Source organism: Pseudomonas sp. HMSC08G10 (assembly GCF_001808425.1).
In the GTDB taxonomy this organism is placed as follows: domain Bacteria; phylum Pseudomonadota; class Gammaproteobacteria; order Pseudomonadales; family Pseudomonadaceae; genus Aquipseudomonas; species Aquipseudomonas guariconensis.
This window is the reverse complement of sequence record NZ_KV793317.1, coordinates 1-13,806: the sequence shown is the minus strand read 5'-3', so window position 1 is coordinate 13,806 and position 13,806 is coordinate 1. Positions and strand designations below refer to the sequence as shown.

General features: G+C 61.5%; 13 protein-coding genes and 4 pseudogenes. 4 read left to right on the top strand and 13 right to left on the bottom strand.

The genetic code is table 11. The annotated features are described in order from the left end of the window. Positions 1-40: 40 nt before the first annotated feature. The 6 genes and pseudogenes from HMPREF3173_RS16235 to HMPREF3173_RS25350 form a co-directional block, all read right to left on the bottom strand. A complete protein-coding gene (locus tag HMPREF3173_RS16235) occupies positions 41-613 on the bottom strand; it encodes an adhesin (RefSeq protein ID WP_070574504.1) in 573 nt (190 codons plus the stop codon). Position 614: 1 nt separating this feature from the next. After that, positions 615-1,052, bottom strand: coding sequence for a hypothetical protein (locus HMPREF3173_RS16230; RefSeq protein WP_070574501.1), 438 nt, complete (start codon positions 1,050-1,052; stop codon positions 615-617). Positions 1,053-1,350: 298 nt separating this feature from the next. Continuing rightward, a complete protein-coding gene (locus tag HMPREF3173_RS16225; protein ID WP_070574499.1) occupies positions 1,351-1,902 on the bottom strand; it encodes an AAA family ATPase in 552 nt (183 codons plus the stop codon). Next, positions 1,899-2,465: a nicotinamide riboside transporter PnuC gene (gene pnuC, locus HMPREF3173_RS16220; RefSeq protein ID WP_070574497.1), complete on the bottom strand. Its 567-nt coding sequence runs from the start codon at positions 2,463-2,465 to the stop codon at positions 1,899-1,901. The genes HMPREF3173_RS16225 and pnuC overlap by 4 nt, the downstream gene beginning before the upstream one ends. A 139-nt stretch (positions 2,466-2,604) precedes the next feature. Continuing rightward, positions 2,605-3,339: a methyl-accepting chemotaxis protein gene (locus HMPREF3173_RS25355; RefSeq protein ID WP_371906680.1), complete on the bottom strand. Its 735-nt coding sequence runs from the start codon at positions 3,337-3,339 to the stop codon at positions 2,605-2,607. Positions 3,340-3,477: 138 nt separating this feature from the next. Further along, a pseudogene (locus tag HMPREF3173_RS25350) lies at positions 3,478-4,149 on the bottom strand (cache domain-containing protein); the annotation flags it as partial. Between the two features lie 389 nt (positions 4,150-4,538). Here HMPREF3173_RS25350 and HMPREF3173_RS16210 point away from each other — a divergent pair. Beyond that, positions 4,539-5,369 (top strand): undecaprenyl-diphosphate phosphatase, encoded by an 831-nt coding sequence (locus HMPREF3173_RS16210; RefSeq protein WP_043211912.1) that lies wholly within the window; start codon positions 4,539-4,541, stop codon positions 5,367-5,369. Between the two features lies 1 nt (position 5,370). Continuing rightward, positions 5,371-5,823 carry a DUF1294 domain-containing protein gene (locus HMPREF3173_RS16205; RefSeq protein WP_070574493.1) on the top strand — a complete coding sequence of 151 codons (453 nt, stop codon included), beginning with the start codon at positions 5,371-5,373 and terminating at the stop codon, positions 5,821-5,823. Positions 5,824-5,857: 34 nt separating this feature from the next. On the opposite strand, the gene HMPREF3173_RS16200 is transcribed toward HMPREF3173_RS16205, so the two are convergent. After that, positions 5,858-6,220, bottom strand: a complete 363-nt coding sequence (locus tag HMPREF3173_RS16200; protein WP_043211865.1) for an MmcQ/YjbR family DNA-binding protein — start codon at positions 6,218-6,220, stop codon at positions 5,858-5,860. Beyond that, positions 6,213-7,115, bottom strand: a complete 903-nt coding sequence (locus HMPREF3173_RS16195; protein WP_043211867.1) for a LysR substrate-binding domain-containing protein — start codon at positions 7,113-7,115, stop codon at positions 6,213-6,215. Before HMPREF3173_RS16195 ends, HMPREF3173_RS16200 begins: the two co-directional genes overlap by 8 nt. A 134-nt stretch (positions 7,116-7,249) precedes the next feature. Between HMPREF3173_RS16195 and HMPREF3173_RS16190 the strand changes: the two genes are divergently transcribed. Together HMPREF3173_RS16190 and HMPREF3173_RS16185 are read left to right on the top strand one after the other, a co-directional pair. Next, positions 7,250-7,861, top strand: coding sequence for an FMN-dependent NADH-azoreductase (locus HMPREF3173_RS16190; protein WP_070574491.1), 612 nt, complete (start codon positions 7,250-7,252; stop codon positions 7,859-7,861). 132 nt (positions 7,862-7,993) lie between these two features. Next, entirely contained in the window at positions 7,994-9,034 is a 1,041-nt protein-coding gene (locus HMPREF3173_RS16185) for an alpha/beta hydrolase family protein (RefSeq protein ID WP_070574567.1), read from the top strand. Here the strand turns inward: HMPREF3173_RS16185 and HMPREF3173_RS16180 are convergent. From HMPREF3173_RS16180 to HMPREF3173_RS25340, 5 genes and pseudogenes are all read right to left on the bottom strand, one after another. After that, positions 9,002-10,180, bottom strand: a complete 1,179-nt coding sequence (locus HMPREF3173_RS16180) for an MFS transporter (RefSeq protein WP_043211872.1) — start codon at positions 10,178-10,180, stop codon at positions 9,002-9,004. The genes HMPREF3173_RS16185 and HMPREF3173_RS16180 overlap by 33 nt on opposite strands. Before the next feature lie 178 nt (positions 10,181-10,358). Continuing rightward, positions 10,359-11,945 carry an ABC-F family ATPase gene (locus HMPREF3173_RS16175; protein ID WP_070094479.1) on the bottom strand — a complete coding sequence of 529 codons (1,587 nt, stop codon included), beginning with the start codon at positions 11,943-11,945 and terminating at the stop codon, positions 10,359-10,361. Between the two features lie 20 nt (positions 11,946-11,965). Next, positions 11,966-12,170, bottom strand: a pseudogene (locus HMPREF3173_RS25110) (site-specific integrase); the annotation flags it as partial. Positions 12,171-12,441: 271 nt separating this feature from the next. Beyond that, positions 12,442-12,873: pseudogene (locus HMPREF3173_RS25345) on the bottom strand (methyl-accepting chemotaxis protein); the annotation flags it as partial. A gap of 117 nt (positions 12,874-12,990) precedes the next feature. Continuing rightward, positions 12,991-13,692, bottom strand: a pseudogene (locus HMPREF3173_RS25340) (PAS domain-containing protein); the annotation flags it as partial. Positions 13,693-13,806 lie beyond the last annotated feature (114 nt).

The following is a 13,806-nucleotide window of genomic DNA, read 5'->3' as shown; positions in this document are numbered from 1 at the left end:
TCCATCTTTTTTAGGTTAAGTGTTGTTCCACCTGTTTGGGTCAGTTAGCGACCCGGACGCTCAGGGTGTTTGCCGTCTGGTTTCCCACCCCGGCGCTCTGATTCAACTGAATGACCCCACGGCTACCGGTGAAGGCCTGGTCACCGGTGGTGACCTGGCGATAGCCGGGAGAGGCATCGGTTGGATCGGAGCTGTTGATCAACGCAACGTTCTGCTGCAGCAGGACGCTGTCGTCGATGGCTTGTGGATGCGCACTGATGCTGATCCGCAGTGCGTTGGCTTGCTGGGTACTGGCGCCCGCGCTCTGGTTCACGCCCAGTGCGCCGCTGCCATGGCTGAAGGCGCTGCCCTGGATGCTGGCGCGGGCCCCCATGTTGGGATCGACCACCGACTGCAGGCCCTGACGGATCTGCGTGGTTGCGCTGGCCTCGTGGCCATAGGCGAAGGCCCGTGCGTTGGTCTGCTGCTGCAGGTCGCCCGCTGCCTGGTTGAGGCTGAAGTTGCCCTGGTACTGCGCGCCGGAATTGTCGATGGTGGCGTCGTTGATCACAGGAGGTTGGGCCAAGGCCGATGCACTGCAAAACGCGGTAAGGATTAACAGCGTCTGCCTCATCTCATTTGCCTCCGGTCAGGATCTGCAGCGGTGCCAGGCCGCGTTGGACGCTTGAGTTGACCATGTTGGAAATGCCGTTGCCCGAGCCGGTGCCGCGGCCAGAGGCCATGTTAGGGAGTTGGTTCTGGTTGCCGATGGCGCCGCCCAGGTTGGTGGTCTGCTGGGTCACCATCGAAGAAATGCCCGTACCGCTGGTGATGCTGGCGAAGTCACCGTCACTGAGTTCGTTGGTCTGCCTGAGAATGTGCGCAGACGGATTGGCATTGGCGGTGGTGGGATTGGGGTCTGGGGCCACAGGAGCACGGATGGCCATGCGGGGCTGGACATCGCGGGTGATCACGATGATGCCGTTGTCGGCTTGGGCGGGCAGGCTGAGGCATGAGCCGAATACACAACCGACCAGCAGGTGGTGAATCAGGCCTTTATCGAATGTCCTCACGATGGCAATTCCTTCTCTTGAGCGCTGGCCCGGGTCAGCATTGCCCTGATGAGAGCAGAAGGTGTGCCGTTTTTGGATTTACCCGTTAAATCAAGGCGTTGGAGAATCTAGCTACGGGTGTTTGGATTTTGTTGTATCAGCCGTGAGACGGATATCCATTCGCGCGTGGCTTGATCCTGCACCGGCGTTGCTTGACGAGGCTTTTTTCACAACTGTTTCATGCGCCTTACACCGCCCCCACAACTGGTGAAAAGCCCATGAATTCGGGGACTGGCGCCCTTGAGTGTGTGTCAGGTCCTTAACACTCGGTGGGGCAGGTGGGGGATTTGCCTTCTAGCAGGCGTTGCACCGCGCTCAGGGCTGCCGCGCTTCTTTGCGGCCATTCTCCGCCGATGATCTGCACCGATTGGCGATGCCGTGCCAGCCACGCCAGACTGTCGTCGAAGAACCGCTGGCGGTCATTGAGGTCGGGCTGGCTGCGCTGGCCATCGTCCACCCAGCCGACGCCTTGGGGGCTGAGCAGCAAGTGCAGGTCATAGTGACGTGCAAGCAAGGCCTGTTCCAGCCAGGGCGGGCAGTCATCGAACAGGGCATGGCTCCACAGCATGTTGCTGAGCAGATGGGTGTCGAGGATCAAGAGCTCTGGCGTCAGCTGACGGGCCTGGTCTTCCCAGGCCAGTTGACCCTGGGCGATGGTGGGGATGTCGGCGTAGCAGGTGTCACGCTGTTCCTGGTCGATGAAATGGCGTACGTATTCGCTGACGACCACGCCACCGAAATGTGCCTGGATCTCCCCACTGAGCCAGCTCTTCCCGCTGGACTCCGGGCCGCACAGCACCACGACTTTCATGCCGCCACCAGCGCCGGGTCGCGCCGCCATTGCAGCCAGCCACGTACGGCGATCAGGGTGAACAATGCGTAGAGTGCGGCGGTCAGGTACAGGCCTTTGTAGAGGAACAGGCCAACGAAGATCACGTCCAGCACCACCCAAAGTGCCCAGCACTGCAGGCGCTTTTGCGCCATCCACCACTGCGCCACCAGGCTAAACCCCGTCAGTGCGGCGTCCAGCCAGGGCTGGGCGGCGTCAGTCCAGTGTGCCATTGCCGCGCCGAGAGCAAGACTTGCCAGCAGGCCTACCCCAAGCCCTGTGAGCATCGGCCCTGTGGCCAGGCTGGACACCTGACGGGCGTACTCGACACGCTCCGGGCGCGTCCATTGCCACCAGCCGTACAACTGCAGTACGGCGTAGACCAGTTGCAGGAGCATGTCGGAATACAGCTTCACCTCATAGAAGATCCAGCTGTAGAGCAGCACCATCACCAAGCCGATCGGCCAGCACCACGGGTTCTGCTTGACCGTGAGCCACACGGCGATGACGCCGAGCACGGCGGCGAAGAGTTCGAGGCCGGACATCGGCGATCCTTGGGAGTGGGGAAGGTCGCGATTGTAGCCTGTGGGGCGGGGAAGCTGTAGTGGCTGATGGCGGCCTGTTCGCGGGCAACCCCGCTCCTAAGGTAGGAGCGGGTTCACCCGTGAACAAATCGATAAGCTGTCAGACCTTGAACTGGCGCAGCAACTGTTCCAAGTCTTCGCTCAGGCGCGCCAGGGAGGCACCCGCATCGCTGGACTGGCGGGCCGCCTCGGCGGTCTGCTGAGACAGTCCGGCGGTGTCGAGGACATTGCGATTGATCTCTTCGACCACATGGGCTTGCTGCAAGGTGGCACTGGCGATCGACGCGTTGAGCGCGGTGAGGTTGTTCAATGCCTGGCTGATCGCATCCAGGCTGGTGCCGGCCTCGCGGGCTTGATGGACGGTCTGGCGCGAGGCTTCGCTACTGGTGTCGATGGCCTTCACGGCTGCTTCCGACTGGCTTTGCAGGTGCTCGATCATGGTCTGGATCTCGGCGGTCGACTGGGCGGTGCGCTGAGCCAGCAACCGCACTTCATCGGCGACCACGGCAAAACCTCGGCCCTGTTCACCCGCTCGGGCCGCCTCGATCGCGGCATTGAGGGCCAGCAGGTTGGTCTGTTCGGCGATAGAGCGGATCACTTCCAGCACGCCACCGATCCGGGTGCTGTGCCCGGCCAGTTCGCGGATCACCTGCACCGCCTGGTCGATGGTGCTCGACAGCCGGTCGATCTGCTGCAGGCTACCGTGGATGGCCTGCTGGCCATGATCGACCTGCACTTGGGCCGCGTGCATCTCGTTGGCTGCCTGTTCGGCGGTCTTGGCGACGTCTTGAACCGCATAGGTAACTTCGTTGACGGCGGTGGCCACCTGGTCCATCTGCAGCGATTGCTGGACGCTGCGCGCCTGGGCTTGGCCCGCGTTGTCGCCGACGTGGCTGGCGGACTGGGCCAGGGCATGGGCCGCGCCTTGCAGTTGGCCGACCACACCCTGCAGCTTGCCGTTGAAGCGGTTGAAGTGCTCGCCCAAGTGCGTGAGTTCGTCTCTACCATGGGTATCCAGGCGGCGGGTCAGGTCGCTTTCGCCGCTGGCGATGTTGCCCATGGCCTGCACGGCATCCTGCAACGGGCGAGCGATGCTGCGGGCGATCAACAGCACCAGCAGGGCCATCAGCACGGCGATACCCAGGCCGAGCAGGGAGGCATCGCGCACTTGGCGGGCGAATTCGGCCTGAACGTCGTCGATATAGACACCCGAGCCGATAATCCAGCCCCAGGGTTTGAACAGCTGGATGTAGGAGGTCTTGGCCACCGGTTCGCTGGCGCCGGGTTTGGGCCAGCGGTAGTTGACCGAGCCTGCGTCCTGGCTGCGGGCGAGGGCGACCATTTCGTTGAAAACGGCAAAACCGTCAGGGTCGCGGATGGCGGACAGGTCCTGGCCGTCGAGCTTGGGGTTGGTCGGATGCATGATCATCTTCGGCCCCAGGTCGTTGATCCAGAAATAGTCATCTTTGTCGTAGCGCAGGCCACGTACCACCTGCAACGCCTGTTGTTGGGCTGCCTCCCGGCTGAGTGTGCCGGCGGCCTCCAGGCCTTGATAGTAGGCCAGCACTCCGGCAGCGGTCTGTACCACGTGCTGGGTTTTCTGGGCCTTGGCCTGATACAGGTCGCCGTGGAGCTGGCGCAGCATCAACAGGCCCAGGATCACCAGCATGGCCACCGCCACCAGCAGGATCAGCGACAGACGACGGCTGATCGACATCGACCTCAAGGTCTTCATGAAAGGTACTCCCGCATTGTTCTTGTTATCAGGCGCATCCAAGCATGCTTTGCGCATCGCGACACACTCGACCAAGGGCTAAGTGCCGGAAGAGGCATTTCGTGTCGCATGCCGCGCGAGCGATTGACAAGCACCTCTGATAGGATTTCGGCCGCGCAAGATGAAACCTTTAGGCATCAGCGTATTTCCACTGGCAATGCGGCCGGCAGTCGCTGTAAAACGGCCGGGCCTTTCGCGGCAATCACTAAGCAAATCAAGTACAAGGGGCCAGCCAGGAGCTGCGCTCCATCGGGGGAATGATGGATTTTTGGAGTGCCTTGCAGGCAATCATCTTAGGCGTGGTCGAGGGTTTGACGGAATTCCTGCCGATCTCCAGCACGGGGCACCAGATTATCGTCGCCGATCTGATCGACTTCGGCGGCGAACGCGCCATGGCGTTCAACATCATCATCCAGCTTGGCGCGATCCTGGCCGTGGTCTGGGAGTTTCGCCGCAAGATCTTCGATGTGGTCCTCGGCTTGCAGAGCCAACCCCAGGCGCGTCGTTTCACTGCCAATCTGCTGATCGCCTTCTTCCCGGCGGTGGTGCTGGGCGTGCTGTTCGCCGATCTGATCCATGAATACCTGTTCAACCCGGTCACCGTGGCTGCAGCCCTGGTGGTTGGCGGGGTGATCATGCTCTGGGCGGAGCGACGCGACCACCGCATCGAGGTCGACCATGTCGATGACATGCGCTGGAGTCACGCGTTGAAGATCGGCCTTGTCCAGTGCCTGGCGATGATTCCGGGGACGTCGCGCTCAGGCTCGACCATCATCGGCGGCCTGCTGTTCGGCCTGTCGCGCAAAGCCGCGACCGAGTTCTCGTTTTTCCTGGCCATGCCGACCATGGTCGGCGCCGCAGTCTATTCGGGCTACAAGTACCGTGACCTGTTCCAGCCTGGCGATCTGCCGGTGTTCGCCATCGGTTTCGTGGTCTCGTTCATCTTCGCCATGATCGCCGTAAGAGGGCTGCTGAAGTTCATCGCTAACCACAGCTATGCGGCATTTGCCTGGTATCGCATCGTTTTCGGCTTGCTGATCCTGGCGACCTGGCAATTTGGCTGGGTCAACTGGGCCACGGCGCACGGCTGAGATGGCCCGTTCGCACACTGTTCCTCGGCGTGGCGGCAGCCGCGCCCAGGAGGGCGTACGCAACGTGCGCCTGAAGTTGCTGGCTCTGGCCGGGCTGTGCCTGCTGCCGGCAGTGGGTGCCGCGCAAATGGCCTTCAGCGGTCAGTCCTGGGCGCCATTGATGGTGTATCCGCTGGCGAGCCTGGTCAGCCTGTTGCTCTACTGGCAGGACAAACAGCAAGCCCGCACCCAGGCCTGGCGGACGCCGGAGAAGGTCCTGCACGCCAGCGAGCTGTGCGGTGGTTGGCCCGGCGCGCTGGTGGCGCAGCAGTTGTTTCGACACAAGACGCGCAAGGTGTCCTACCAGGCGACGTTCTGGGTCATCGTGATGTTGCACCAGGCGTTCTGGGCCGACCATTTGCTGCTGGGCGGCCGCTGGCTGGGCGGTGCGCTCGGCGTCCTGACCGGTCATTGATGTCGAGGCGGCAATGACTGCCCCGACGTGTCTTTCATCCTTGCAACAGTCCAACCTGCAGCCGTTTGGGCAGCCGCTTCACTACCAACTGGTGTGAGCGTTGCAGCAGGTCGCACAATTCCTCGCGCCCCATGGGGTAGGGTGGGGCCATGCTGATCCAGCGAGCCCGTGCAAGATAAGGCGCCGGACGGATGCCGGGGCGGTCGCAGTAGCCCAGGAACAGCTCATCGGCCACTTTGAAAGACAACCCCGCGCCCGCGAGGTCGAGTACCGCGAACATCTTGTTGCCCGCGACCGAAAACACCCGTACGCCGCCCCATTTATAGTCCTCCCGGGCACCGGGCAGGTTCAGGCAGAACGCTGCCACCTGTTCTGGCGTCATCCGCCGCTCAGACATACCGCTCTCCACAGGCTTCGAACGAAGCCGCCAGATGATCGATCCATACTCGCACCGCCGGGAGCAGGCCCCGGCGATGAGGGTAGACCGCCTGCAGCCAACCGCCAGGCAGCGACCAATCCGGCAACAGGCGTACCAGTTCGCCGCGTTCGAGTTCCTCTTCGCAGAACATGCTCGGCAGGGCGGTAAACCCCAGGCCTGCACGCACGGCCGCCTTGCGCACCAAGAAATCGTCCACCGCCAGGCGCGGTTCCAGGGCGAGCTCCTGTTGCTGTCCGCCCGGGCCGATCAGGCGCAGATGCACCAACCGATCTGCCTCTGCCGCACCAAGCACAGGCAAACCGGCCAGTTCCGACGGCTCGCGCAAGTGGTCGGCAAAGCCCGGCGCGGCCACCAGGTGAGTTTGCGCCGGGCGCAGGCGGCGAGTGACCAAGGCTGGGTCCTCATCACCTAGGTCACGCACGCGCAGGGCCACGTCGACCCCTTCGGAAATCAGATCGACCCGCCGATTGAGCAGGACCAAGTCCAATTGCACCAACGGATACTGCTCAAGAAACCGGCTGACCACATCCGGCAGGAACGCATGGGCCAACGCCACCGGGCACGACACCCGCAGACGTCCGCGCGGTTCGCTGCTCATGCTCGCCACCGCTTCGTCCGCGGCCTCGGCCTCCAGCAGCATGGCCTGGCAATGCTGCAGGTAGCGCTCGCCCACGGCGGTGAGCTTCAGTTGTCGGGTGGTGCGCTGCAGAAGGCGCGTGCCCAAGCGTTCTTCCAGCTCGGCGATGCGCCGCGACAGACGCGACTTGGGAATGCCCAACTGGCGGCCCGCCGCGGCGAAACCGCCTGCTTCGACCACGCGGGCGAAATAGAAGAGGTCATTGAGGTCTTGCATGGGTAACGTCTCATTGTTCCATCTGTAGGACAAACTAACGCATTTTTGCCCGCTTATCAGTCATTCGATGGTTCTATAGGATTCTCTCCATCACGATCGCCCCTTGATGCGGTCTTCACTCACAGGAGAGTCCCATGAAACTGTTGCATATCGATTCGAGCATCCTGGGCGACAATTCCGCCTCCCGCCAACTGAGCCGTGAAGTCGTCCAAGCCTGGAAAGCTGCAGATCCGAGCATCGAGGTGGTGTACCGCGACCTGGCCGCCGATGCGATCAGCCACTTCTCCGCCGCGACCCTGGTTGCTGCCGGCACCCCGGATGAAATGCGCGACGCCGCCCAGGCCCACGAAGCCAAGCTCAGCGCCGAGACCCTGGAAGAGTTCCTGGCTGCTGATGCAGTGGTGATCGGCGCGCCGATGTACAACTTCTCCGTGCCGACTCAGCTCAAGGCCTGGATCGACCGCGTCGCCGTCGCCGGCAAGACTTTCCGCTACACCGAAGCCGGCCCTGAAGGTCTGTGCGGTGACAAGAAAGTGATTCTGGTGTCCACCGCCGGTGGTCTGCACCACGGCCAGCCGACCGGTGTCGGCCATGAGGACTTCCTCAAGGTGTTCCTTGGCTTCATCGGGATCACCGACCTCGAGATCATCCGCGCCCACGGCCTGGCCTACGGCCCGGAACACCGCAGCAAGGCCATCGACGCCGCTCAGGCCCAGATCGCCAACGAGCTGTTCGCAGCTGCCTGATCGGTGCCTGAAAAAAACCGGCTGACGCCCTGGGCGCCAGCCGGTTTTTTTTTCATTCAGGTTTCATCTGTCTACCGTTTGGCTGGCTTTATGCTGGCGCTGTACTTCGGCCTTGTGCGGAGCTCCCCGCCCATGAAGCGAACCTATGCCCTGTTGGCCTTGGTGTTGCTCGGCAGCTTGATGGCCCGCGCCGAGGCAGCCCCTTGGGTCAGTGGCCTGCACCGGATGCAACTGGCCGATCCGCTGGATGCTCGCCCCATGCAGGCGCTGGCGTTCTACCCGGCCAATGGCCCGACACGCGCCTTGCGCCTGGAAGGCTACCCACTGACGGTGGCAGAGGAGGCTCCAGTCGCCATGGGGCAGTTCCCTTTGCTGGTGTTGTCCCACGGCAATACCGGCAGTCCCCTGGCGCTGCACGACCTGGCCACCGCCCTGGCGCGCCGGGGTTTTATCGTCGTGGCCGTGATCCATCCCGGCGACAACAACCGTGACCACAGCCGCCTGGGTACCCTGAGCAACCTCTACGGACGCCCCTTGCAACTGAGCGCGGCGATCAGCGCAACCCGTGGCGACGCCCTGCTTGGCCCTTACCTGAACGAGGGCAAGGTTGGGGTGATCGGTTACTCGGCAGGAGGGGAAACCGCGTTGATCCTTTCTGGAGCACAACCGGACCTGGACCGTCTGCACCGGTATTGCCTGGAGCGCCCCAGCGATGCCGATGCCTGCAAGACCCATGGGGTGCTGATCGCCGACCGCGCCGAGCTGACGCCACAGGCCGACGCCCGTGTGGGGGCCGTGATGTTGATGGCGCCCCTGAGCCTGATGTTCGACCGTCATGCCTTGGCCGGAGTGAGGGTCCCCGCATTGATCTACAGCGGCGACCGCGACCAGTTGCTGGCCCTGGACCGCAACGCCGAAGCCTTGGCGCGCAAACTGCCGGTAACGCCTGACTATCGCCTGCTGGCCGGTGCCGGCCATTTCGTGTTCATGGCGCCCTGCGACGATGAGCAACATGCCCGTATGCCTGCGCTGTGCAAGGACGCTGATGGCGTCGACCGTCGCCATATTCACCACTCGTTGCAGCGTGAGGCCGCGCTGTTTTTCAGCCAAGCCCTAGGGGCGCCGCAGCCGGCCGAGCGCTCAGCCGCGATGGGCGCGGCGGGCGAGCAGTAGCACAAGACCCACCCCTGACAGTGCCAGCAAGGCGGCCACGCAGAAGATCGACGCATAGCCCTGGTGCGCAGCCACCGTACCCATCACTGGCCCAGCGATGGCCAAGGCCAAGTCGAAGAACACCGCATAGGCACCCAGGCCCGCGCCACGACTGCTGCTCGGTACCTGCTGGATCGCCTCAACCCCGAGCGCTGGGTACACCAGAGACAATCCGAACCCCGTCAGGCCCGCGCCGACCAGGGCCCAGGCAGGCGAGGGCGCTAGCCAGAGCAGGGTCAGACCCAGCACTTCGGTGGCCATGCATGCGATCGCCACGTTGTAGCCGCCAAAGCGGTTGACCGCATTGACGAACAACAGCCGGGACACGATGAAGCACAGACCGAAGGCGCTCAGGCACCAGGCCGCGCCGATCCAGCCGCGCTCCAGGTAAAAGAGGGTGATGAAAGTGGTGAGGGTGCCGTAGCCGATCGAGGCCAGGGTCAGCCCCAGGCCAAAAGGCGCTACCCGCCCGAAGGCGGACCAGAACGGCAGGCGTTCACCCCGCACTACCACGGCATCCGGGCGAGTGCGCAACGCCATCAGGGCAAGCAGCGCCAGCACCAGCAATGCAGGGCCGAGCACGCTGAAATCGATCCCGTCCACCAGCAGCACGCCGGCCGGCGCGCCAATGGCGATGGCGCCGTAGGAGGCGATGCCGTTCCAGGAAATCACCTTTGCGGTGTGCTCGCTACCGACTTGACCGATACCCCAGCTCAAGGTGGCGACCCCGATTAACCCTTGGGCGATGCCCAGCAGCACTCGGCCGGCGAGTAGCAGGAGCAGACTCAGCCAAGGCAGGGCAAGGGTCCAGGCCGAAAACAAGGTCAGCACGCCGCAGCCGGCGATGCCGTAAAGCCCATAGCGAATCGCTCGCTTGCCACCCAGGCCATCGGCCACCCGTCCGGCGAATGGCCGGCTCAGGAGCGTGGACAGGTACTGAAGGCCAATTGTCAGGCCGGCGATCACTGCGCCAAAGCCTAACTGATCATGGACATAGCTGGGCAGCACCGCGATCGGCAGACCGATGCACAGAAAGGCGATGAAGGTATAGAAGACGATCGAGAGGATCTGCAGGGTGACGCTGGAGGCAGGTTGTTGCGCGGTCATGGGCACGTTCGCGGGCAGGCGGTGGGGCGTCGCCCATCATGGCGTCTGCGCGGGATAAAAGAAAGCAGGCTAACGAGTTGTTCGTTAGCCGCAGGTACCGTGCCGTCCTTTAGAACGGCGCGGTACCTGAAGGAGCGGCTTTAGCCGCGAATCGGATCAAGCGCTCAGGCGGAGGCTGTCAGACCACAACACCCTGGCTACGCAGGTAGTCGTCGTAAGTGCCGCTGAAGTCCACCACGCCATCCGGCGTCAGCTCGATGATGCGCGTGGCCAGCGACGACACGAACTCGCGGTCATGGCTGACGAACACCAGCGTTCCCGGGTAGTTCTCCAGCGCCAGGTTCAGCGCCTCGATCGACTCCATGTCCAGGTGGTTGGTCGGTTCGTCCATCACCAGCACGTTGGGCTTTTGCAGGATCAACTTGCCGAACAGCATGCGGCCTTGTTCACCACCGGAGATCACCTTCACCGACTTGAGGATCTCGTCGTTGGAGAACAGCATGCGGCCCAGGGTACCGCGGATCAGCTGTTCGCCTTGGGTCCACTGGCCCATCCAGTCGAACAGGCTCAGGTCGTCTTCGAAGTCGTGGGCGTGGTCCTGGGCGTAATAGCCCACCTCTGCGCTGTCGGTCCATTTCACGGAGCCGGCATCCGGTGCCATCTCGCCGACCAAGGTACGCAGCAGGGTGGTCTTGCCGATACCGTTGGGGCCGATGATCGCTACGCGCTCGCCAGCCTCGACCACGAAACTGAAGTCCTTGAACAGGGTCTTGCCCTCGAAGCCCTTGGATACCTTCTCCACGGTCACCGCCTGGCGGTGCAGCTTCTTGGTCTGTTCGAAGCGGATGAACGGGCTGACCCGGCTCGACGGCTTGACCTCGGCCAGCTGGATCTTGTCGATCTGCTTGGCACGGGAGGTCGCTTGCTTGGCCTTGGAGGCGTTGGCAGAGAAGCGGCTGACGAAGGTCTGCAGTTCGGCGATCTGCGCTTTCTTCTTGGCGTTGTCGGCCAGCAACTGCTCGCGCGCCTGGGTGGCGGCGGTCATGTACTCGTCGTAGTTGCCTGGGAACAGGCGCAGCTCACCGTAGTCCAGGTCAGCCATGTGGGTGCAGACGCTGTTGAGGAAGTGGCGGTCGTGGGAAATGATGACCATGGTGCTGTTACGCGCGGTCAGAATGTTTTCCAGCCAGCGGATGGTGTTGATGTCCAGGTGGTTGGTCGGTTCGTCCAGCAACAGCACGTCCGGATCCGAGAACAGCGCCTGGGCCAACAGCACGCGCAGCTTCCAGCCGGGTGCCACTTCACTCATCGGCCCGAAGTGCTGCTCCAGCGGAATGCCCAGGCCCAGCAGCAGTTCGCCGGCACGGGACTCGGCGGTGTAGCCGTCCATCTCGGCGAATTCGGTTTCCAGTTCAGCGACGGCCATGCCGTCTTCTTCGGTCATTTCCGGCAGCGAATAGATGCGGTCACGTTCGGCCTTGACCTTCCAGAGCTGCTCGTGGCCCATGATCACGGTGTCGATCACGCTGAAGGCCTCGTAGGCGAACTGGTCCTGGCGCAGTTTACCCAGGCGGGTGTTCTGCTCGAGCATCACCTGGCCAGCGGACGGCTCCAGGTCACCGCCAAGGATCTTCATGAAGGTCGATTTGCCGCAGCCATTGGCGCCGATCAGGCCGTAGCGGTTGCCGTTGTTGAATTTGACCGAGACGTTTTCGAAGAGCGGCTTGGCGCCGAATTGCATGGTGATATTAGCGGTGGAGATCAAGGAGCTTACCTATCAATAACTTACGTGGCTTCTACGCAGCTGCGGACCCGTTTCGGACCAATCGAGAGCTTTTCGAGCTCCTGCCAGGCGTTGGCCGAATTAATCCAGCGTGCATGTCGATGAGCGCATCTGCACGCTTTGCCCGAGCTGTTGGGCGATGAATGTGGGGTTCAGACCAGACATTGCGCCTATTGTCGCATAGGTGTGACGGCAGTTATACGGGGCCGTCCCCTTTACCGTGTCTGAACGACAGCTTGTCTACCAAGACAACCCCCTGCTCGCGGTCCTCGCCGCCAATGCTCTCCCCGTGATCGCGCGATGTGGCCAAGCCGCGGATGAACAGCCCATGGATCCACGCCAGACCGGCGCACAATATTCCGCTCAGCAAGCACTTCATGACACGCTTGGCGGGCGGGTGAGTGACGATCATTGGCAATTGCTTTAGTTAATGCAGATATTAGACGCCGAGGTCCGCGCCATAGATCGCAATACATTTTCAGGTTTTATTCATAGTTTCGCTAAACTGCCTAACTGTCTCCACGACTTGACGTGCACCGCTTTGGATTCTCTCAATTATTTCCCCCGCTTCACCAACCAAACCTACGCCGACATCAACCTTGTGCTGACTGGTTTGCATACCTTTAACGGCTTCTTGCGATAACTCATGATTGCGCTTTACCACGTCCCTGATTTCTACGGTGGCCTGGGCGGTGCGCACTGCTAGATGACGAACCTCGTCCGCTACGACAGCAAACCCTCTACCTTGCTCTCCGGCTCTCGCTGCTTCGATGGCTGCATTTAATGCCAAAAGATTTGTTTGATCAGCGATTTCACGTATGGTCTGGATAATGCCAGTAATCATGTCGGACTGCTTGCTCACCGCCGCTATGTTGTCTGCTGCTTTCGTGATTTCATCAGCGATACCGCGTACCACGGCAACGGTTTCATTGATGACCAATGCACCATGCTGCGCACTGTGGTCGGTTTTTAAGGATATTTCGTAGGCAAGTTTGGCTGCGTCGGATTCGATGGTTTGTTGTTCAACCTGTGCGGTAATGTCGCGAGCAAATTTCACGATCTTGTAAAGTTTGTTGCTGGCATCAAATACAGGGTTGTAAGTGGCGCTCAGCCATACCGTATTGCCGGATCGGTTGACGCGCTGGAAGCGACCCGAGAAAAACTCGCCTTTGTTCAGGTTTCTCCAGAATTCTTTGTACTCGGACGACGCGACCTCTTGCTGAGGGCAAAACAGTCGATGATGCTGACCTAGAATCTCATGCAGGCTATAGCCTAGAGTGCTTAGGAAGTTCTCATTGGCGTCCAGTACATACCCTTCCGGGGTGAACGAAACCATTGCCATCGATCGGCTTATGGCTTCGATTGTGCTTCGCTGTTCCTGTTCGTTTTTCACTTGATCTGTGACGAGGGTGGCACATTTTAAAATGCTTATAATGCGTCCGTTGCTGTCTCTGATCGGGTTGTAGCTTGCCTCCAGCCATACCACTTCCCCTAGCTTGTTTTTTCTGATGACGCGGTCGCGGATCGACGCTCCTTCGGCAAGCCTTCTCCAGAAGTCTCTGTATTCAGAGCTTGTGGCGTGACGTTCTAGACAGAATATACTGTGGTGTTTTCCGATGACCTCTTCGAGGTGATAGCCCAGCGCGTCTAAAAAATTTTGGTTGGCGGTGCTTACGAGTCCCGCTGGCGTAAATTCAATAATTGCAGTGGACCGGTTGACTGCTGACATTCTCGCGTCTTGTGCGTAGAGCGTTGACAAGGCTTCTTCAAGTTCGCGTTTTAAACGTTTGTTGAACATGGCGCACCGTTATGGAAGGTCTGAAAAAGACTTCCCGAATCTGGT